Here is a 17,986-nt window from a genome sequence, read left to right as displayed (position 1 = left end):
TCTCGACAGGCGCTGGCCGGGGGCGCAACCGCGGATGTCTTTCTCGACGGCATAGAGTTCGGCGATCCGACGCAGGCCCTCGGCGGCGATCTCGGACCCGTCGCGGTCGAAGACCTCTTTCAGCTTGCGCCGCGCATGGGCCCAGCAATGCGCCACGGTGATCGGATCGCCGCCTTTCCGGGACGGCCTGGTCAGCCGGTTATAGCCCGGATATCCGTCGATCTGCAGGATGCCGTCGAAGCCGGTCAGGAAGGTCTCGGCGTTCTGGCCGTGGCGGCCGGGGGCGTAGAAGTAGACCACCCCAGGCGGATCGTCCCCGCCCCATGATCGATCGTCGCGGGCCAGCGCCCAGAGATAGCCGGTTTTCGTCTTTCCCTTCCCCGGGTCCAGCACCGGCGCTGTGGTCTCGTCCATGAAGAGTTTGGTCGACCGTTTCAGATGTTCGGCCAGCCGGTCCACGACCGGTTTCAGGTGGAAGCTCGCGACCCCCACCCAGTCCGCGAGGGTCGAGCGATGAATGTCGATCCCACCGCGCGCCAGGATCTGGCTCTGGCGATACAAGGGCAGATGGTCCGCGTATTTGCTGACCAGCACATGAGCGATGAACGCCTCGGTCGGCAGCCCGCCCTCGATCAGCCGCGCCGGCGCGGGCGCCTGGCCTCGTGGACCGGGGCGAAGACCAGGTCGCGCTGCGCCGCGTAGTCGATCGGCTCGCCCGAGAAGACGCCATCCATGACGCCCGCGTTGTTGAGCGCGGCGTCGACGCCGCCGAAGGCCTCGACGGCCGTCTCGACCATGCGCGCGCAGGTCTCGTCCCGGGAAACGTCACCGGCGACGAACCGGACGTCGTGGCCCGCCGCGGCGATCTCGTCCATCGTCGCCCGGCCCTGGTCCTCCAGCCAGTCGACCCCGACCACGTTCGCGCCCGCGCGCGCCAGCCGCCAGGCCGCGCCCCGGCCCATGCCGCGGGCGCAGCCGGTGACGATCACCGTCTTTCCGGCAAAGCGGTTCGGCGTGAAATAGTCGTCCGGCATCGGCGCGATGCCGCGCCGGCCGGGAACGTCGGGGTCCGCGGGCGCCCACGGTTCGCCGTAGGGCCCCAGGTCGGGCGGCAGGGACTGGCTCTCGGCCTGGGCCGCCACCGGCGTCGCCGCGACCCCGCCGACGGCGGCTGCGCCGCCGATCCCCTTCAGCATGTCCCTGCGTCGCATGTCGTCGTCTCCCGCGTGGCGCTCAGAACGCGTAGCGCACGAAGAGCATTGCGCTGAGCCAGCCATCTGCATTGCCGCCGAGCGCCGCCTTGGTGCCGTCGCCGGGCCAGGTATAGGCGATGTGTCCGTGTAGGTAGGTGTTGCGGCTGACGAACCATTTTGCCGTCAGGTTCGCCTCGTAGCCGTATTCCTTGTCGCTGAGGAATGTCAGCGCCGGGTTGCCGCCGACATTGGTCTTGCTGTCGGCGTAGAAGGCCCAGAGCTGGGGGACGAGCTCCACCTTGGGGCTCGGGCGGAACCGGGCCTGCAGGCGGTGCGCGATCACGTTGCTGTCCTGCACCACCTTGAAATGGTTGGCGCCCTGCACCCACTGTTCGCCCGTGCCGCCCGACAGCATGGGATCCCAGCGCTCGTAGGTGTCGGTGTCGGGGTCGTCGCCGCTGAACCGGGCAAGTCGGTAGCTGATCGTCGGCGACCATTTGGCCTGCGGAAAGCTGTAGCCGATCTCGGCCCAGCCGGCGCGGGCGTCCATGTCGAAATTCGCGTTCTCCTGCATCGCGTATTCGCCACCGAAAAAGAACCCGGGAGCGCCCGGCCCGTTCGGCGTGTAGGTGAAACGCGCGTCGTAGACCCGAAGCCCCTCGCGGGTTCCGGCCGTGCCGCCGAGCGGGGTGAAATAGGTGAAGTCCGATTCGGGAGCGATCACATAGCTGAGGCCGACATTCAGGTTCGCCATCGGCTGGAACTCGAGGTTCGCGCCGGCATAGGTCGTCTTGGTGTCCAGGATCGGCAACTCGTCCGGGTCGAGGTAGAAGACCTCGAGCATCGTGGTGTTCCAGCGCAACCGGGCCAACGCCAGGAAATCCGAGGACCAGCGCGCATTGGCCTGCAGCGCCGCGCGCTCCTGCCCGTTCGCGGCGGTGTTGGCGATCAGGAAGCCGTTGGCCAGCGTGAAACGTTGGCGCCCGACCGAGAGATTGTAGGAAAACCGGTTGCCCCTGGCATCCGTCTCACCGCCGATCAGCCCGACATAGGCGTCCTCGATTCCCGTGAAGCTGCGGGTCTTGTCGGTGAACAGTTCCTGGCCGCTGGAACCCGATGTGATCGCGCTGAGGCCGCCATAGAAATAAAGGTCCTCGGCGAGCGGCGTGATCCCGTAGATGCCGTAGTGCAGGTAGGCCTCGACCCAGTCGTCATAGCCCTCGCCGGCGGGGGTGCCCTCGACCAGCGGGTTCCCGGCCAGCATCGCGCCGGGCTGGCCGTACCAGGCGTTGTTGTTCGCGTAGTAGAGGCCGAGCATGTCGAGCTTGAAGCGCAGGTAGGTGCCGTTCTTCTCGTAGATCAGCGGGAAATCCCCGCCGAAGGCGAGTCCGCGCCCCTCGGCCGCCGCGCTCTCGCCCAGCGTCACGTCGATGGCGATGTCGAGCCCGCCCTGCCGCCCGAAGGAGATGTCGTAGTCGACGCCGGCCACATCCCGGATGCGCCGCGTCTGGGCGATCTGGAAATCCAGCCGCTGCTGCGAGAACTGCTCGCCCGGAAAAAGCTGGAGCGTGGTCCGGACGCTGTCCTCGACGCGGGCATTCAGCGCCGCGTCGGGGCTCGGGTTGGCGATGCGGACGCGCACCGTTTCGATGCGCTGGTTGGTATAGGGCTCCACGCCGGCGACACCCTGGGCAAATGCCCGCTCCGGGAACGTGGCAGCCCCGAAAACCGCCAGAAATGCGGCAATTGCACCTGAAATTGCCAGTTGATGAGGTTTCATGTCCGCTCGCCCCTGCTTGCGCGGAAGGATAGGACAAAACGGCCCCGAGAGAAGTGACCGGGTGCTCAATCTGAGCAGGCAGCCCTGAACCCGGCCGGGCGCCCCTTGGCAGGGCGTCTCGACGGCATCGGGTGCGACGAACCCCGCCGACGCGTTCCCTTGATCCGCAGACGCGACGGCGTCCCTGCGGACCCCACAGTCACGGCAATCGCCGAGACGAATTCGCAGGCGACGAAGGATCCGAGGGTCGTGAGGCACCCGCCGGTCATGCGGGGTTTTTCATCCACGAGATCGTATCCCCGGCTTTTCGACGGTTTCTTGGTTGGGGAACGGCATTATGTTGAGCCTCATGGAACTGACGATCCACCAAACGGCCGGGCGGGGGCTTTGGTCGCCAGATTTTCCGGCGGCCGCGCAGGCGCACAGGGAGGACATCGCGATGGGCCAGTCTCGGCGACCCCGGGTCGACCGCAAACGGCGAACCGAGTTTCTGGCCGATCGGTTCGCGGATGATTTCGTCGCCTACCAGTACTGTTTCGTCGAATTCTTCACGGGGCAATTGGTGGATCTCAGTCGGTTCTTCCGCGGGGATCTCCAGCAGATGCTGCTTCTTTCCATCATCGGACAGGTGCTTCTTAAGGTTCGGAAGGCCGAGCAGGCCGGTGGCGAAGCCGTTTCCATTTCCCCCGGGCAGATGTCGATCGCCGCGTCCCGCCTTGCGGACCTGACCGGCATCCCCCGGCAGACGGTCCGCCGCAAGCTTGCCCTTCTGGAAAAAAGGGGATGGATCACGCAGGAACCAGACGGGTCCTGGCGTATCGTGGTCGGAGAGGACGGCACCGCGCCCGCGCGACGTGAGCTTGCGGAACAGGACGAGAGCGCGCGCCTTCGCGTGGCAAAGCTGGTTTCCGATCTCGAAAAGCTGGCCGATGACGCCAGGCGGTGATGGCATTTCGCGATCGAGTCTGCGCCCGGTCGGTGAACCAAAGACTGCGGATCACGCCGCGGCAGTCATGCGGGCCGTTCCTCGAAATTCAGAAGCGCGTTGCGTTCCGCATCGCTCATAACGGTGTGTTTCGGCATGCAGAATTGACCCCCTAAGGCGGGCTATCGGCGTCCATGTTCGGATGCCCCCTTCGATGCAAGCTGAACCGCCCCCGATTTGCCGGAGAGCAAGACACTCGAAGGATGAGCCCCATGACGACGAGACGAGTCACCCCCGCCTATCCGGCCGAGCTGCGCGAGCGCGGCGTTCGGCTATTTCGTGAGAACCGCGCCGATTACCGCAGCGATGGCGCTGCGTAGCGGGCGATCGCGCCTGAGCTTGGCTGTTCGCCGGACAGCCTGCGGGTCTGGTGTCGGCAGGCCATCAGTCCTTGTCATCGTTGGCGGCAAGCTTAACAGGGTGTCCGGTTTTCGGGGACCACCTCACGCTCCGGCAAACCCGGGGCGGTTCAATCGCTCGGAAACCAGCCGCCGCTCGAAGCGCGCCGGACGTTCGAGCACTTCGATGGCTCCGCGCCCGACGCGCTTGCCCGAAACGACCAGTCCAACTCCCAATCTCAAACCCGCAGACTCTCGTTATGAACGAAGGACCAGCGGGGGGCAGGTCACCTGGGCAATGCAGAACGGCGTAAGCATATGGGAAGCCGCGGGCTTTTTCGGGGCGGCAGCCGACTTGATCGAAAGCGAGTACGCGCACCACCATCCGGACTTTCAGGAAATGCCCTTTCCGCCGTCAACCTCGGGGGGCGTAAGGGGCGCCGACGAAACGCCGCCGGCAACGGCCTGTACTTGCAGCAAGCGCCCCGCCAACAACCAGTTGGCGGGGCGCTTTCCGTTCGGACACAGGCGAAGCAGGCTTGCCAGGAACAAGATCGCCCTCGCAGCAGGTGGAGGGATGATTCGGAACTGCGAACAATCGCGGCAACGCACAAGCCCGCAGGCTTCGACCGGGCGGGCGGCGCGGCTCGACCTCCCTGGCCACGGCTTGCCCGCCAATGTCACGCTGCGCCAAAGGGGCGTCCGGGCGTCCCGGTTTCGATTGAGGAGAGCTAATATCTGGGGACGGTCCCAGAAGCGCAGGGCATCGACAACCACGGACGAAGGTTGGAAGCCCTTATTTTATTGGTCGGAGTGAGAGGATTCGAACCTCCGGCCCCTGCCTCCCGAAGACAGTGCTCTACCAGGCTGAGCTACACTCCGACCGTGGGACGCGGATTAGCGCGCGCCGTTCCCTTTGGCAAGGGTCAATCCGGGTGCCGGGGCGCGGAATGCGCGGCGTGCTCGGGGGCGAGGCCGGGGCGGTCGGCGGAATGGAGCGCGGGCCGCGTGACCGAGACCTGGCCGCGCCCCTCGCGCAGGAAGACGAAAAGCCCGCTGGCCACGATAACCGCCGAGCCCAGCATCGTCGCGGCATCCGGCGTCTCGTCGAACAGCAGCATGCCCAGACCCACCGCCCAGAGCATCTGGGAATACTGCATCGGCGCGACCGCGCCCGCCTCGCCCGCGCGATAAGCCAAGATCATCAGCAGCATCCCGCCCAGCGCGCCCAGCGCCACAAGCCCCATGCCGCCCAGATGCGCAATCGGCATCGGCTGGTAGACGAAGGGCAGAAGGCAGCCCATCACCGCGGCATTGGCCAGCATCGGATAGAGCAGCAGCACCGCGCTGCGTTCCTCGTTGCCGATCTTGCGCATGATGACCGCAACCAGCGCGCCCGACCCCGCCGCGACCAGCGCGGCAAGATGGCCCGGGCCAAGCCCCGCATCCGCCCCGGGCCGCAGCACGATCAGCACGCCGATCAGCCCCAGCACCACCGCCGCCCAGCGCCGCGGCCCCACCCGTTCGCCCAGGATCGGCACCGACAGCGCGGTGACGATCAGGGGGGTCGCGAAGATGATCGCATAGGCCTGCGCAAAGGGAATCGTCGAAAAGGCGTAAAAGGCGCCCAGCATGGTCGCCATGACGGCCACGGTGCGCAGCGCCGTCCAGAACGGGCGGCGCGGGCGCAGGCTGCTGTCGCGCTGGCGGATCAGCAGAAGCAGCACCAGCGGAAAGCCGATCAGCACGCTGAAGAACACGATCTGGATCGCGTGGTAATGGGCGCCCAGCGCCTTGACCACCGCATCATGCAGCGAGAAGACGGCGAAACCGGCCAGCGCAAGGCCCGCGCCGCGGATATTGGCAGGGTTCATCGGACCGATTCTCGCCCAGGGACCGGACGAGCCTTTCCCGATCGCGGCGCGCTGGCAAGCCCCGGCGCGCCGCAAGGGTGCCTAGAGGCTTGCGTCAAGCGCAGCCAGGATCGCGTCACCCATGCCGCTTGTGCTGACCGGGGTGGCGCCCTCGGCCTGCATCAGGTCGGCGGTGCGCACACCGTCTGCCAGCACCTTTTCCACGGCCTGTTCCAGCCGGGTCGCCTCGTCGCCCTGATCGAAGGAATAGCGCAGCGCCATGGCGAAGCTGAGGATGCAGGCGCAGGGATTGGCCTTGCCCTGCCCCGCGATGTCGGGCGCGCTGCCATGCACGGGCTCGTACAGCGCCTTGGGTCGGCCATTCGCCATCGGTGCCCCCAGCGAGGCCGAGGGCAGCATCCCCAGCGAGCCGGTCAGCATCGCGGCGACATCGGACAGCAGGTCGCCGAACAGGTTGTCGGTCACGATCACGTCGAACTGCTTGGGCCAGCGGCACAGCTGCATGCCGCCCGCGTCGGCATACATGTGGGAAAGCTCGACATCCGGGTAATCCGCATCGTGGACGCGCTGCACCACCTCGCGCCAGAGGATGCCCGATTCCATGACATTGGCCTTCTCCATCGAGCAGACCTTGTTGTTTCGCTTGCGTGCGAGTTCAAAGGCCGCCCGCGCCACCCGGTCGATCTCCGACTCGGTGTAGCGCTGGGTGTTGATGCCCACCCGCTGGCCGTTCTCCTCGAAGATGCCGCGGGGTTCGCCGAAATAGACGCCCGAGGTCAGTTCCCGCACGATCATGATGTCGAGCCCGGCCACCACGTCGCGTTTCAGCGACGAGAAGTCGGCCAGCGCGTCGAAGCATTGCGCGGGGCGCAGGTTGGCGAACAGGTCCATCTCCTTGCGCAGGCGCAACAGGCCCCGCTCGGGTTTCACGCTGAAATCGAGGCTGTCGTATTTCGGCCCGCCCACGGCGCCCAACAGCACCGCATCGACCTGTTGCGCCCTGGCCATCGTGGCATCGGCCAGCGGCACGCCATGCACGTCATAGGCCGCGCCGCCCACCAGATCCTCGGACACGTCGAATTTCAGCCCGCGACGCGCGCCGAACCAGTCGATGATGCGCGTGACCTCGGCCATCACCTCGGGGCCGATGCCGTCGCCGGGCAGGATCAGAAGGGTGTTCGTCATGTGGGCCTGTCCTTGTCCTGAAGGGTCGGGATGCGGCGTAGCCGCTGGCCCCCGCCGGGTCAAGGCAGGCGGAGGTCGACCCAGACCAGCCGGTGGCGCGAGGCGGCCGCGACGGTCTCGGCCATCGGCCCCTCGGCGGGCCAGAAGACCCCGGCCCCGGTCACGGCCAGATCGGCCGAGGGCAGAACGTAATCCACCCTCAGATTGCCGGGACCATCGGGCGGGGTATCGTCCCAATCGGCGGTATCCAGCGCGGGATCGCCGCGGTGGGTCGCGTTGACGCCGCCCTGAACCGCCGCGGCAAGGGCGCCGCCCTCGAACCGGGGCATCGGATCGGCCAGCCGCGGATCGGCAAGGAAGGCGCGCATCGCCTCGGACCGGCCATCGCCGTCATGGGGGTCGAGATTGGCATCGCCCAGCACCACGAAAGGCGCATCGGGCGGGGGGGCGCCGGGCAGCGCGCCGTCAAGATACAGCGTCCACAGCCGCAACTCGTCGCGATTGCGCAGCCCGTTGCGATCCTCGGCCCCGTCGAAAACGGGCGGCGTGGCGTGAAAGGCCAACAGGTGCAGCACGGTCCCACCCACCCGCACCGGCACGTCCCAATGCCCGGTGGTCGAAAGCCGCTGCACCGCCTGCGCCTCGGCCGAGGGGAAGGGCTGGCCGTCCACCACGGGCAGGCTCGCGCCGGGCAGGTCGCGCCACGGAAGGTCCGAGAAATCGCGCACGCGCCCGGCCTCGACCGGGTAGCGCGAGAACAGCGCCATGCCGCCCTGTCCGGGGAAATAGCCGAACCCCTGCGCATCGCGCGGCCCGCCCCGCCGCCCGTCGCCATCCAAATCGAGCCCGCTGCGCATGCCGGTATTGGGCTTCAGCGCGAAAAGATGCGGATAATCCAGATCGCGGGCGCGCAGCCTGTCGGCCAGCGCCCGCATGGCCAGCAGGTCCATGTCATAGTCGAAATCGAGCAGAAGCAGGATGTCGGGGCGCGTGGCGGCGATCACCTCGACCACCGCGGCAACCTGCGGGTCCTTGCCGCCCGCGATATCGGCCAGCAACAGCCCCGGCCCCTTGCGCGCAAGCCCCGAGCTATAGGCCGCGACGCGCAGATCGGCCGCTGCCGCCATCCCGACAGCAAGCCACAGCGCCACGGCCAGCCCGGCCGCCACCCGAAGCAGGGCGGCCGGGGTCATGCTCAGATCCAGGGCCGTTCCTGCGCCATCCGCGCCTCGAACCCGGCGATGGCGGGGGCCTTTTCCAGCGTCAGACCGATATCGTCCAGCCCTTCGAGCAGGCAATGCTTGCGGAACGGATCGACATCGAAACCGATCTCGACCCCGTCCGACGTGGTGATCGTCTGGGTTTCCAGATCGACGATCATCCGCGCATTCGCCCCCTTCTCGGCATCCTTCATCAGGATGTCGACCTGCTCCTGCGGCAGAACCACCGGAAGGATGCCGTTCTTGAAGCAGTTGTTGAAGAAGATATCGGCGAAACCGGGCGCCACGATGCAGCGGATGCCGAAATCCCTGATCGCCCAGGGCGCATGTTCGCGCGACGAGCCGCAGCCGAAATTCTCGCCCGCGATCAGTATCTCCGCCTGCCGGTAGGCTGGCTGGTTCAGCACGAAATCCGCGATCTCGTTGCCCTGTTCGTCATAGCGCATCTCGTCGAAAAGGTTCACCCCCAGCCCCGTGCGCTTGATCGTCTTGAGGAACTGCTTGGGGATGATCATGTCGGTATCGACATTGACCAAGGGCAGCGGCGCGGCGATGCCGGTGAGTTTCTCGAACTTGTCCATGGTTGCGTCTCCTCAGACCGTTTCCGCCACGAATTCACGCACATCCGTCAGATGCCCCGTCACCGCCGCTGCGGCCGCCATGACCGGGCTCATCAGGTGGGTGCGGCCGCCGCGGCCCATGCGGCCCTCGAAATTGCGGTTCGAGGTGGCGGCGCAGCGCTCGCCGGGGGCAAGCTGGTCGGGGTTCATGCCGAGGCACATCGAACAGCCCGCAAGGCGCCATTCGAAACCGGCCTGCTTGAAGACGGTATCCAGCCCCTCCTCCTCGGCCTGCGCGCGCACCAGACCCGAGCCCGGCACCACCATGCCGCGCACCCCCGGGGCCAGCTTCCGGCCGCGCAGGATGTCGGCCGCGGCGCGCAGATCCTCGATCCGGCCATTGGTGCAGGACCCGATGAAGACCGCATCCACCTTGATATCGGTCAGCTTCATCCCCGGCGTCAGGCCCATGTAGTCGAGCGAGCGGCGCGCAGCCTCGACCTTGCCACCCTGGAACTCCGAAGGGTCCGGCACCTGGCCGGTGATCGGCAGCACGTCCTCGGGGCTGGTGCCCCAGGTCACGACGGGCGCGATATCCTCGGCGCGGATCGTCACGACCTTGTCCCAATGGGCGTCGTCGTCGGATTTCAGCGTCTTCCACCACGACAGCGCGGCTTCCCATTGCGCGCCCTTGGGCGCATGGGGCCGGCCCATGACATAGGCAAAGGTCTTTTCGTCGGGCGCGATCAGCCCCGCCCGCGCGCCGCCCTCGATCGCCATGTTGCAGACGGTCATCCGGCCTTCCATCGACAGATCGCGGATCGCCTGCCCGCAATACTCGATCACATAGCCCGTGCCGCCCGCGGTGCCGGTCAGGCCGATCACCGCCAGCGTGATGTCCTTGGCTGTCACATAGGGCGGCAATTGCCCCGTGATCTCGACCTTCATGTTCTTCGATTTCTTCTGGATCAGGGTCTGGGTGGCCAGCACATGCTCCACCTCGGAGGTCCCGATCCCGTGCGCCAGCGCGCCAAAGGCGCCGTGGGTGGCGGTGTGGCTGTCGCCGCAGACCACCGTCATGCCCGGCAGCGTCCAGCCCTGTTCCGGGCCGACGATGTGCACGATGCCCTGCCGGATGTCGGTCACGGGGTAGTAATGGATGCCGAACTCGCGCGCGTTGCGGTCCAGTGCCTCGACCTGGATGCGGGATTCCTCGGTCATGTTGGCGGTGTTCTCGCGGCCTTCGGTGGTGGGCACGTTATGGTCGGGCACCGCGATGGTCTTGTCGGGCGCATGCACCTTGCGGCCCGACATGCGCAGCCCCTCGAAGGCCTGGGGGCTCGTGACCTCATGCACGAGGTGACGGTCGATATAGAGAAGGCAGGTGCCGTCCTCGGCCTGGTCGACCAGGTGGGCATCCCAGATCTTGTCGTAAAGCGTCTTGCCGGTCATGGAACTCTCCGCGGCTATTCGTTCGGAAATGGCGAAACGGGATGACGGCCCGGCTCAGGGGCGGGCCAGCACGGAATGGGCCGCGCCATAGAACCGCCAGGGCAGGCGCGCGCGGTCGTCCATGTCGAAGATGCGTTTCATGCCCGACCAGATACGCCGTTCCGCGCCGCCGATCAAGGGCAGGCCCGCCTTGCGCGGAACCCCGGCCGCGCCCATCTTGGCACGACAAGGATGGAGACCCGCCGATGCGCCCGCTGCTCTTTGCCCTCGCTGTCGCCGCGGCCCCGGTTGCCGGGCTGGCCGAGACCTGGCGCGGCACGCCCGAGGTGCCCCATACCGTCGAACAGGAAGCGGATGGGATCGAGATCCGCAGCTACCCGCCCCGCACGGTGGCCGAGGTGACCGTCCAAGGCGAGCGCCCCGCCGCCGCGAGACGCGGCTTCGTCGAACTCTTCGACTACATCACCGGCGAGAACGCCGCGCAGGACAAGATCGCCATGACCGTTCCGGTCGACCAGACCCGGACCGACCGGGGCTGGACGCTGCGCTTCTTCATGCCCGAGGGCGCGAATATCGACAGCCTGCCCGCCCCCGAAAGCGCCCATGTGGCGCTGCGCCGCCTGCCCGCCGAGCGCATGCTCGTCACCCGGTTTTCCGGCCGCCCGACCCCGGCACGGCTTTCCTCCGCCGAGGCGGCCCTGCGCGCCCATGCGGCCGAACGGGGACTCGCGACCGTGGGTGCGCCGCGGCTGATGTTCTACGACGGCCCGTTCACGCCGCCCTGGAGCCGACGCAACGAAATCGGGCTGGTGCTTGCCCGATAGAGCCTGCGACATGCGGCGATCATTGAGATTTCACCTTTCCGATGCTAGATTGGCACCAGGCCCGGCGCCGGGGCATGGACGGCGCGCAGCGTAGGAGGACGATGTCCTGTCCCACCATCTCGAAGCGGCCCGCGAGGCGGCCGCGCCGAATCCCGCCATGACCGGCCGGGTTCCAGATATGTCGAGCGAAGAACTGCTGGACCATATCCTCGCCTCCCTTTCCGACGACAAGGCCGAAGACGTGATCACGATCGACCTGCGCGGCAAGTCGAGCATCGCCGATTACATGGTAATCTGCTCGGGCCGCTCCACCCGCCAGGTCGCCGCGATCTCGGAAAAGCTCAAGGACCGGCTCAAGCAGGATCTCGGCCGCAACTCCAAGCTCGAGGGCAAGGACCAGGGCGACTGGGTCCTGATCGACACCGGCGACGTGATCGTCCATGTCTTCCGCCCCGAAGTGCGCGAGTTCTACCAGCTCGAGAAGATGTGGCTGCCCGCAGGCGTGCCCGCCGCACGGGCCTGAATGCGACTCCATCTCTGCGCGGTGGGCCGGCTGCGCTCCGGCCCCGAGCGCGCGCTGGTCGACGATTACGCGGCCCGGTTCGACCGGACCGGCCGCGCGCTGGGCCTCGGCCCGCTGACCGTAACCGAAATCGAGGACCGCAAGGGCGGCGGCCCCGCCGCCGAGGCAGCGCTTCTGGCGCGCGCGCTGCCCGAGGGCGCGGCGCTCTGCGCGCTCGATGAACGCGGCCAGATGCTGTCCTCGCCGGATTTCGCCGCGCTCCTGGCCCGCTGGCGCGATTCGGGCCGCTCCGCCGCCGCCTTCCTGATCGGCGGCGCCGACGGGCTAGACCCCGCCCTGCGCGCCCGGGCCGACACCGCGCTGTCCTTCGGGCCGATGGTCTGGCCGCACATGCTGGCCCGCGCGATGCTGGCCGAACAGCTCTACCGCGCCGCCCAGATCCTCGCAGGCACCCCCTATCACCGGATCTGAGCTTCTTCTGGCCAGAAATATCCCCCGCGGAGCGCGCCACGAATGGAGCCGGCACAGAGGGCCGCACCCCTCGCGGCTCCGGTTGTCCTTCCCCGCCTCCGCGCCTAGAAGGGGCCGAACCGTGAAAGGCCCCTGCCCATGACCGCGCCGAAACCCGTGATCCTGTGCATCCTCGATGGCTGGGGCATCGGCCCCACGCGCGAGGACAACGCCCCCGAACTGGGCGCCACGCCCAATTTCGACCGGCTGATGGCGACCTGCCCGCATGCGCGGCTGATCACCCACGGCCCCGATGCCGGGCTACCCTCGGGGCAGATGGGCAATTCCGAGGTGGGGCATACCAATATCGGCGCCGGGCGCGTGGTGGCGATGGATCTGGGCCAGATCGACCTTGCCATCGAGGATGGCAGCTTTTTCGAGAATGCGGCGCTGCGCAACTTCATCGCGCGGGTCAAGGCGGCGGGCGGCACCGCGCATCTGATCGGCCTGGTGTCGGATGGCGGCGTGCACGGCCATATCCGCCACATCCTAGCCGCGGCGCGCGCGATCGCGGCGGCGGGCGTTCCGGTCGCGATCCACGCGCTGACCGACGGGCGCGACGTGGCCCCGAAATCCGCCGACCGCTTCATCGCCGAGCTGGTTTCGGGCCTGCCCGAGGGTGCCCATGTCGCCAGCGTGATCGGCCGCTATTACGCGATGGACCGCGACAACCGCTGGGGCAGGGTGCAACTGGCCTATCACGCCATGGCAAGCGGGCTGGGCGAGGCGGCGGACACGCCCGAAGCCGCGGTCACCGCTGCCTATGATCGGGGCGAGACAGACGAGTTCATCGAACCCACCGTGATCGCCGATGCGCCCGGAATCACGGATGGCGACGGGCTGTTCTGCCTGAATTTCCGTGCCGACCGCGCCCGCGAGATCCTGCGCGCCTTTGCCGATCCGGGCTTCGACGCCTTCGAGACGGGCCGCCGTCCGCGGCTTTCCGCGATCCTCGGCATGGTGGAATATTCCGACGCGCATAACGACTGGATGACCACGGTCTTCCCCGCCCGCGAGATCGTCAACACGCTGGGCGCCTGGGTGGCGCGGCACGGGCTGCGCCAGTTCCGCCTGGCCGAAACCGAGAAATACCCCCATGTCACCTTCTTCCTGAACGGCGGCAAGGAAGTGCCCGAGCCGGGCGAGGACCGCTTCATGCCGCCCTCGCCGCAGGTGGCAACCTATGATCTGCAACCCGAGATGAGCGCCGAGGCCGTCACCGATGCGCTGGTCGCGGCCATCGGCAAGGGCTACGATCTGATCGTGGTGAACTACGCGAATCCCGACATGGTCGGACATACCGGCATTCTGGACGCCGCGATCCGGGCCTGCGAGGCGGTCGATCGCGGCCTTGGCCGGGCCATCGCGGCGCTGGAGCAGGCGGGCGGCGCGATGATCGTCACCGCCGATCACGGCAATTGCGAGATGATGCGCGATCCCGAGACCGGCGGGCCGCATACCGCGCATACGCTGAACCCGGTGCCCGTGATCCTTGTGGGCGGCCCAGAAGGCGCGCGTCTGCGCGAGGGGCGGCTGGCCGATCTGGCGCCCACGGTGCTGGACCTGATGGGCCTGCCGAAACCGCCCGAGATGACCGGCTCCAGCCTGATCGAGACGTGAGACGCGCGCGCTCCCTCCTTGTGATCCTAGCGCTGGCGGGCGCCGCGCCTGCCGCCGCCCAGAGCGACCCCGCCGAAACCGCGCGCGCCGCTGCCGAGGCGCTGCGCGCGGCGGCGCGGTCGCTTCAGGACGCCGAGGGCGCGCGCGACCGGGTCGCGGCACTCAGCGAGACGATCCGCGCCTATGAGGACGGGCTTGCCGCGCTGCGCGAGGGGATGCGGCGTGCGGCGATCCGCGAGCAGGCCATCGCGCTGGTGCTCGACGCCCGCCGGGCCGAGATCGCGCAGCTTCTGGGCGCGCTGTCGGTGATGCCGCAAAGCCCCGAGGCGCTCTTGCTGCACCCTGCCGGGCCGCTCGGCACCGCGCGCGCGGGCATGATGCTGGGCGAGGTCACGCCCGTTCTGAAGGCCGAAGCCAATACCCTGCGCGCCCGCGTGGAAGAAATCGCGCTGATGCGCGCGCTTCAGGAAAGCGCCGCCCAGACGCTGGCCGAGGGGCTGGCCGGTGCACAGCGGGCGCGCACGGAACTCAGCCAGGCGATGTCCGAGCGCCGCGACCTGCCGCGCCGCTTCGCCGCCGATGCGGACCATCTGCGCGCGCTGGTCGAAAGCAGTGACACGCTGGACGGTTTCGCCGCCGGGCTGATCCAGGCCGAGGGACCGACCGCGCCCGAGGACAGCCAGGCCGAGGATTTCGCCCTGCGCCGGGGGCGGCTGGCGCTGCCGGTCGAGGCGACCATCCTGCGCCGCTTCGACGAACCGGACGCGGCCGGGATCTCGCGCCCCGGTCTGGTGCTGGCAACCCGCCCGCTGGCGCTTGTCACGACGCCGGTCCCGGCGACGATCCGCTATCGCGGGCCGCTGCTCGACTACGGAAACGTGATCGTGCTGGAGCCCGCCGAGGGCTATCTGCTGGTTCTGGCGGGGTTGGCCGAGGTCTACGGAGCCGAAGGCGAGGTGCTGTCGGCGGGGCGCCCGGTGGGACTGATGGGCGGCGCCGATCCGCGGACGGCGGCGTTTCTGGATGGCGCCTCAAATCGTGATGGCGATTTGCGCACGGAAACGCTTTATATGGAACTGAGACGGGGCGGACGCCCGGTGGACCCCGAACCGTGGTTCACGCACGACAAGGATTGAGGACGCCATGAAGAAATTCGCGTTGGCCGCGCTGGGCGGCACCATTGCCGGGGCGGTCCTGGCCACACAGGTGGCCGGTCCGCTGCTCGCGCAGGAGGCCGCCCGCAAGAGCTCGGTCTACGAACAGCTCGACCTTTTCGGCGATGTGTTCGAACGCATCCGCGCGCAATATGTCGAGGAGGTGGACGAGTCCAAGCTGATCGAGGCCGCGATCAACGGGATGCTGACCTCGCTCGATCCGCATTCGGGTTACCTGCCGCCCAAGGATTTCGACGACATGCAGGTGCAGACCCGGGGCGAGTTCGGGGGGCTGGGCATCGAGGTCACGCAGGAGGACGGTTTCGTCAAGGTGGTCTCGCCGATCGACGGCACGCCCGCCGACGAGGCCGGGATCGAGGCGGGCGATTTCATCACCCATGTCGACGGCGAAAGCGTGCTGGGCCTGACCCTGGACCAGGCGGTCGAGATGATGCGCGGCCCCGTGGGAAGCGAGATCGTCATCACCGTGGTCCGCCCGGCGACCGAGCCTTTCGACGTCACCATCATCCGTGACACGATCAAGCTGACGGCGGTACGTTCGCGGGTTCAGGGCGATACCGTGGTGCTGCGCGTGACCACGTTCAACGACCAGACCTATACCAATCTCGAGGCCGAGTGGCAGAAGTCGGTCGAGGAACTGGGCGGCATCGAGAATGTCAAAGGTGTCGTGCTGGATCTGCGCAACAACCCGGGCGGGCTGCTGCCGCAGGCGATCAAGGTGTCCGACGCCTTCCTCGATGCGGGCGAGATCGTCTCGACCCGTGGCCGCAACCCGCAGGACAGCGACCGCTTCAACGCCACCAAGGGCGACATCACCGGCGGAAAGCCGATCGTGGTGCTGATCAATGGCGGTTCGGCCTCGGCTTCCGAGATCGTGGCCGGTGCGCTCAAGGATCATCGCCGCGCCATCGTGGTCGGCACCAAGAGCTTCGGCAAGGGCTCGGTCCAGACGGTGATGCCGCTGAAGGGCGATAGCGCGATGCGGCTGACGACCTCGCGCTACTACACCCCCTCGGGCCGGTCGATCCAGGCGCTCGGCGTGTCGCCCGACATCGTCGTGGCCCAGCCCCCGCGCAGCCCGGTCACCGAGGAAGAGACGCCCAATGGCCGCCCCAGCCGGTCCGAGGCCGATCTGCGCGGCGCGCTCGGCAATGACAGCATGACCGAGGATGAACGCCGCCAGGCCGAGGAAGAATTGCAGAAGGCCGAGGCCGCCGCCAAGCTGCGCGAGGAGGATTACCAGCTCGCCTATGCGATCGACATCCTCAAGGGCCTCTCGGCGCTTGGCCCGAACGACTAGAAAGGACAGGGCCGGACCATGCGCCGGCCCGCCATGCCCATGCTGAGCCCCGAAGAAATCGAGAAGCTGCCCTATCGCCCCTGTGTTGGCGTCATGCTGGTGAATGCCGAGGGCCGCGTTTTCGTCGGCCAGCGCAAGGACTGGCCCGAACCTGCCTGGCAGATGCCACAGGGCGGAATCGACGGGGACGAGGACCCGCTGGCGGCGGCGCTGCGCGAACTGTTCGAGGAAACCGGGGTGACGCCCGATCTGGTCGAGGTGATCGACCACACCGCCGACTGGGTGCAGTACGACCTGCCGCCCGAGTTGATGGGCAAGATCTGGAAGGGGCGCTATCGCGGCCAGAGGCAGCTCTGGTTCCTGATGCGCTTTCTCGGCACCGACGACCAGATCGACATCGCGACCGCGCATCCCGAGTTCTCGGAATGGGCCTGGCTCGACCCCGCCCAACTGGCGGCCAGCATCGTGCCCTTCAAGCGCGCGGTCTACGAGCGCGTCGTTGCCGAGCTTGCCGGGCGGATAGGCTGAACCCGAGCTTGCCCCCAGGACGGAAATTGCGCATCGAAGCGGCGACCAAACCGAGGGGACGCATGACCGGGAAGATCGACACCCGCGCGGTGGGGCTTGATGCGGGCCTTGCCTTCATCCGCTGGCTGACCGGGGCCGAGAACCTGCATTACGGGCTGTGGACCGGCCTTGACGTGACAGCGGCCAATCTGGGCCGGGCACAGGCGGCCTATACAGACCTGCTGTTTTCGCACCTGCCCGAAGGGCGGCTGAGGGTCCTCGATATCGGCGGCGGCGCGGGCGAAACGGCGGCCAAGCTGATCGCGCGGGGCCACGAGGTCGAGATCGTGGTGCCCAGCGCCTTCCTCGCCAGCCGCTGCCGCGCCAACGCGCCCGCGGCCAAGGTGCACGAGATGCCGTTCCAGGATTTCGCCTCGGCCCCGCGCTTCGATCTGTGCCTGTTCTCGGAAAGCTTCCAGTACATCCCCTGCGCGCTGGCGCTCGACAAGGCGGCCGGCCTTCTGGTGCCCGGCGGCGAGATCCTGATCGCGGACTGCTTCCGGTCGGACAGCTTTCAGCGCGGGGGCCGGATCCGCGCCGCAGGCGGCGGGCACCGGCTGGCCCTCATGCGCGAGGAGATGGCAGCACGCGGCCTCGTGCCGCTGGTCGAGGAGGACATCACCGAGGCCGTCGCCCCCTCGATCGATCTGGAACAGGCGTTGTTCAACGTGTTCGGCCACGCGATCACGCGGATCGACGCCGAACTGGCCGCGAAACGCCCGTGCGGGCGCTGGCTGATGCACCGCGCGCTGGGCCTGGTGTTGAACGCGCGCCGTCGCGAAAGACTGGCCGCCCGGCTGATGGGGCGCGAACGCACGGCCGAGGCGTTCTGCCGCGACAACCGCTACATGATCTTCCGGCTGCGCCCGGGCGGCTGAGG

At 67.9% G+C, this 17,986-nt stretch carries 17 protein-coding genes, 1 tRNA gene and 1 pseudogene; 9 read left to right on the top strand and 10 right to left on the bottom strand.

Annotation, left to right across the window (positions count from 1 at the left end):
- From tnpC to NHN26_RS12200, 3 genes and pseudogenes are all read right to left on the bottom strand, one after another.
- Window positions 1–657, bottom strand: a pseudogene (gene tnpC / locus NHN26_RS12210) (IS66 family transposase); the annotation flags it as partial.
- Entirely contained in the window at window positions 633–1,034 is a 402-nt protein-coding gene (locus tag NHN26_RS12205) for an SDR family NAD(P)-dependent oxidoreductase (protein WP_290442956.1), read from the bottom strand. The gene NHN26_RS12205 and the pseudogene tnpC, both read right to left, overlap by 25 nt.
- A gap of 199 nt (window positions 1,035–1,233) precedes the next feature.
- Complete coding sequence (locus NHN26_RS12200; RefSeq protein ID WP_253089685.1) at window positions 1,234–2,868, bottom strand: alginate export family protein; 1,635 nt, start codon at window positions 2,866–2,868, stop codon at window positions 1,234–1,236.
- Between the two features lie 454 nt (window positions 2,869–3,322).
- Between NHN26_RS12200 and NHN26_RS12195 the strand changes: the two genes are divergently transcribed.
- A complete protein-coding gene (locus NHN26_RS12195) occupies window positions 3,323–3,919 on the top strand; it encodes a MarR family transcriptional regulator (protein ID WP_253089684.1) in 597 nt (198 codons plus the stop codon).
- Between the two features lie 1,182 nt (window positions 3,920–5,101).
- On the opposite strand, the gene NHN26_RS12190 is transcribed toward NHN26_RS12195, so the two are convergent.
- The 7 genes from NHN26_RS12190 to NHN26_RS12160 form a co-directional block, all read right to left on the bottom strand.
- Window positions 5,102–5,178 (bottom strand) — tRNA-Pro (locus NHN26_RS12190).
- A 44-nt stretch (window positions 5,179–5,222) separates the two neighbouring features.
- Window positions 5,223–6,170, bottom strand: coding sequence for a DMT family transporter (locus NHN26_RS12185; protein WP_253089683.1), 948 nt, complete (start codon window positions 6,168–6,170; stop codon window positions 5,223–5,225).
- 81 nt (window positions 6,171–6,251) lie between these two features.
- The gene (leuB, locus tag NHN26_RS12180; protein WP_253089682.1) at window positions 6,252–7,355 is read right to left on the bottom strand and encodes a 3-isopropylmalate dehydrogenase; all 1,104 of its coding nucleotides are present in this window, start codon (window positions 7,353–7,355) and stop codon (window positions 6,252–6,254) included.
- Window positions 7,356–7,414: 59 nt separating this feature from the next.
- On the bottom strand, window positions 7,415–8,548 hold the full coding sequence (locus tag NHN26_RS12175) for an endonuclease/exonuclease/phosphatase family protein (protein WP_253089681.1): 1,134 nt from the start codon (window positions 8,546–8,548) through the stop codon (window positions 7,415–7,417).
- Between the two features lie 2 nt (window positions 8,549–8,550).
- Window positions 8,551–9,156, bottom strand: a complete 606-nt coding sequence (gene leuD, locus NHN26_RS12170; RefSeq protein WP_253089680.1) for a 3-isopropylmalate dehydratase small subunit — start codon at window positions 9,154–9,156, stop codon at window positions 8,551–8,553.
- Window positions 9,157–9,168: 12 nt separating this feature from the next.
- Complete coding sequence (gene leuC, locus NHN26_RS12165) at window positions 9,169–10,587, bottom strand: 3-isopropylmalate dehydratase large subunit (RefSeq protein ID WP_253089679.1); 1,419 nt, start codon at window positions 10,585–10,587, stop codon at window positions 9,169–9,171.
- A 54-nt stretch (window positions 10,588–10,641) separates the two neighbouring features.
- On the bottom strand, window positions 10,642–10,803 hold the full coding sequence (locus NHN26_RS12160) for a hypothetical protein (protein ID WP_165899281.1): 162 nt from the start codon (window positions 10,801–10,803) through the stop codon (window positions 10,642–10,644).
- A 29-nt stretch (window positions 10,804–10,832) separates the two neighbouring features.
- On the opposite strand from NHN26_RS12160, the gene NHN26_RS12155 reads away from it, so the two are divergent.
- The 8 genes from NHN26_RS12155 (at window position 10,833) to NHN26_RS12120 (ending at window position 17,984) form a co-directional block, all read left to right on the top strand.
- Window positions 10,833–11,411, top strand: a complete 579-nt coding sequence (locus tag NHN26_RS12155) for an SOUL family heme-binding protein (protein WP_253089678.1) — start codon at window positions 10,833–10,835, stop codon at window positions 11,409–11,411.
- 157 nt (window positions 11,412–11,568) lie between these two features.
- Entirely contained in the window at window positions 11,569–11,934 is a 366-nt protein-coding gene (rsfS, locus tag NHN26_RS12150; protein ID WP_132696391.1) for a ribosome silencing factor, read from the top strand.
- Complete coding sequence (gene rlmH / locus NHN26_RS12145; RefSeq protein WP_253089677.1) at window positions 11,935–12,405, top strand: 23S rRNA (pseudouridine(1915)-N(3))-methyltransferase RlmH; 471 nt, start codon at window positions 11,935–11,937, stop codon at window positions 12,403–12,405.
- Window positions 12,406–12,543: 138 nt separating this feature from the next.
- Window positions 12,544–14,064, top strand: coding sequence for a 2,3-bisphosphoglycerate-independent phosphoglycerate mutase (gene gpmI / locus NHN26_RS12140; RefSeq protein WP_253089676.1), 1,521 nt, complete (start codon window positions 12,544–12,546; stop codon window positions 14,062–14,064).
- A 20-nt stretch (window positions 14,065–14,084) separates the two neighbouring features.
- The gene (locus NHN26_RS12135) at window positions 14,085–15,200 is read left to right on the top strand and encodes a murein hydrolase activator EnvC family protein (protein ID WP_253089675.1); all 1,116 of its coding nucleotides are present in this window, start codon (window positions 14,085–14,087) and stop codon (window positions 15,198–15,200) included.
- A gap of 7 nt (window positions 15,201–15,207) precedes the next feature.
- Entirely contained in the window at window positions 15,208–16,539 is a 1,332-nt protein-coding gene (locus NHN26_RS12130; RefSeq protein ID WP_253089674.1) for a S41 family peptidase, read from the top strand.
- A 42-nt stretch (window positions 16,540–16,581) separates the two neighbouring features.
- Entirely contained in the window at window positions 16,582–17,067 is a 486-nt protein-coding gene (locus NHN26_RS12125; protein ID WP_253089691.1) for an RNA pyrophosphohydrolase, read from the top strand.
- 62 nt (window positions 17,068–17,129) lie between these two features.
- On the top strand, window positions 17,130–17,984 hold the full coding sequence (locus NHN26_RS12120; RefSeq protein ID WP_253089673.1) for a class I SAM-dependent methyltransferase: 855 nt from the start codon (window positions 17,130–17,132) through the stop codon (window positions 17,982–17,984).
- Window positions 17,985–17,986: the final 2 nt, after the last annotated feature.

This window comes from Rhodovulum tesquicola (genome assembly GCF_024128855.1).
Lineage (GTDB): Bacteria > Pseudomonadota > Alphaproteobacteria > Rhodobacterales > Rhodobacteraceae > Rhodovulum > Rhodovulum tesquicola.
Note: the sequence above shows the minus strand (reverse complement) of the source record. Positions and strands in the feature narration are given on the sequence as shown.

What these genes read in the sequence shown, in the direction of transcription:
- NHN26_RS12205 (WP_290442956.1), bottom strand. Translation starts at nt 1,034, where the DNA reads ATGCCGGACGACTATTTCACGCCGAACCGCTTTGCCGGAAAGACGGTG.
- NHN26_RS12195 (WP_253089684.1), top strand. Translation starts at nt 3,323, where the DNA reads ATGGAACTGACGATCCACCAAACGGCCGGGCGGGGGCTTTGGTCGCCA.
- NHN26_RS12185 (WP_253089683.1), bottom strand. Translation starts at nt 6,170, where the DNA reads ATGAACCCTGCCAATATCCGCGGCGCGGGCCTTGCGCTGGCCGGTTTC.
- leuB (WP_253089682.1), bottom strand. Translation starts at nt 7,355, where the DNA reads ATGACGAACACCCTTCTGATCCTGCCCGGCGACGGCATCGGCCCCGAG.
- NHN26_RS12175 (WP_253089681.1), bottom strand. Translation starts at nt 8,548, where the DNA reads ATGACCCCGGCCGCCCTGCTTCGGGTGGCGGCCGGGCTGGCCGTGGCG.
- leuD (WP_253089680.1), bottom strand. Translation starts at nt 9,156, where the DNA reads ATGGACAAGTTCGAGAAACTCACCGGCATCGCCGCGCCGCTGCCCTTG.
- leuC (WP_253089679.1), bottom strand. Translation starts at nt 10,587, where the DNA reads ATGACCGGCAAGACGCTTTACGACAAGATCTGGGATGCCCACCTGGTC.
- NHN26_RS12160 (WP_165899281.1), bottom strand. Translation starts at nt 10,803, where the DNA reads ATGGGCGCGGCCGGGGTTCCGCGCAAGGCGGGCCTGCCCTTGATCGGC.
- NHN26_RS12155 (WP_253089678.1), top strand. Translation starts at nt 10,833, where the DNA reads ATGCGCCCGCTGCTCTTTGCCCTCGCTGTCGCCGCGGCCCCGGTTGCC.
- rsfS (WP_132696391.1), top strand. Translation starts at nt 11,569, where the DNA reads ATGACCGGCCGGGTTCCAGATATGTCGAGCGAAGAACTGCTGGACCAT.
- rlmH (WP_253089677.1), top strand. Translation starts at nt 11,935, where the DNA reads ATGCGACTCCATCTCTGCGCGGTGGGCCGGCTGCGCTCCGGCCCCGAG.
- gpmI (WP_253089676.1), top strand. Translation starts at nt 12,544, where the DNA reads ATGACCGCGCCGAAACCCGTGATCCTGTGCATCCTCGATGGCTGGGGC.
- NHN26_RS12130 (WP_253089674.1), top strand. Translation starts at nt 15,208, where the DNA reads ATGAAGAAATTCGCGTTGGCCGCGCTGGGCGGCACCATTGCCGGGGCG.
- NHN26_RS12120 (WP_253089673.1), top strand. Translation starts at nt 17,130, where the DNA reads ATGACCGGGAAGATCGACACCCGCGCGGTGGGGCTTGATGCGGGCCTT.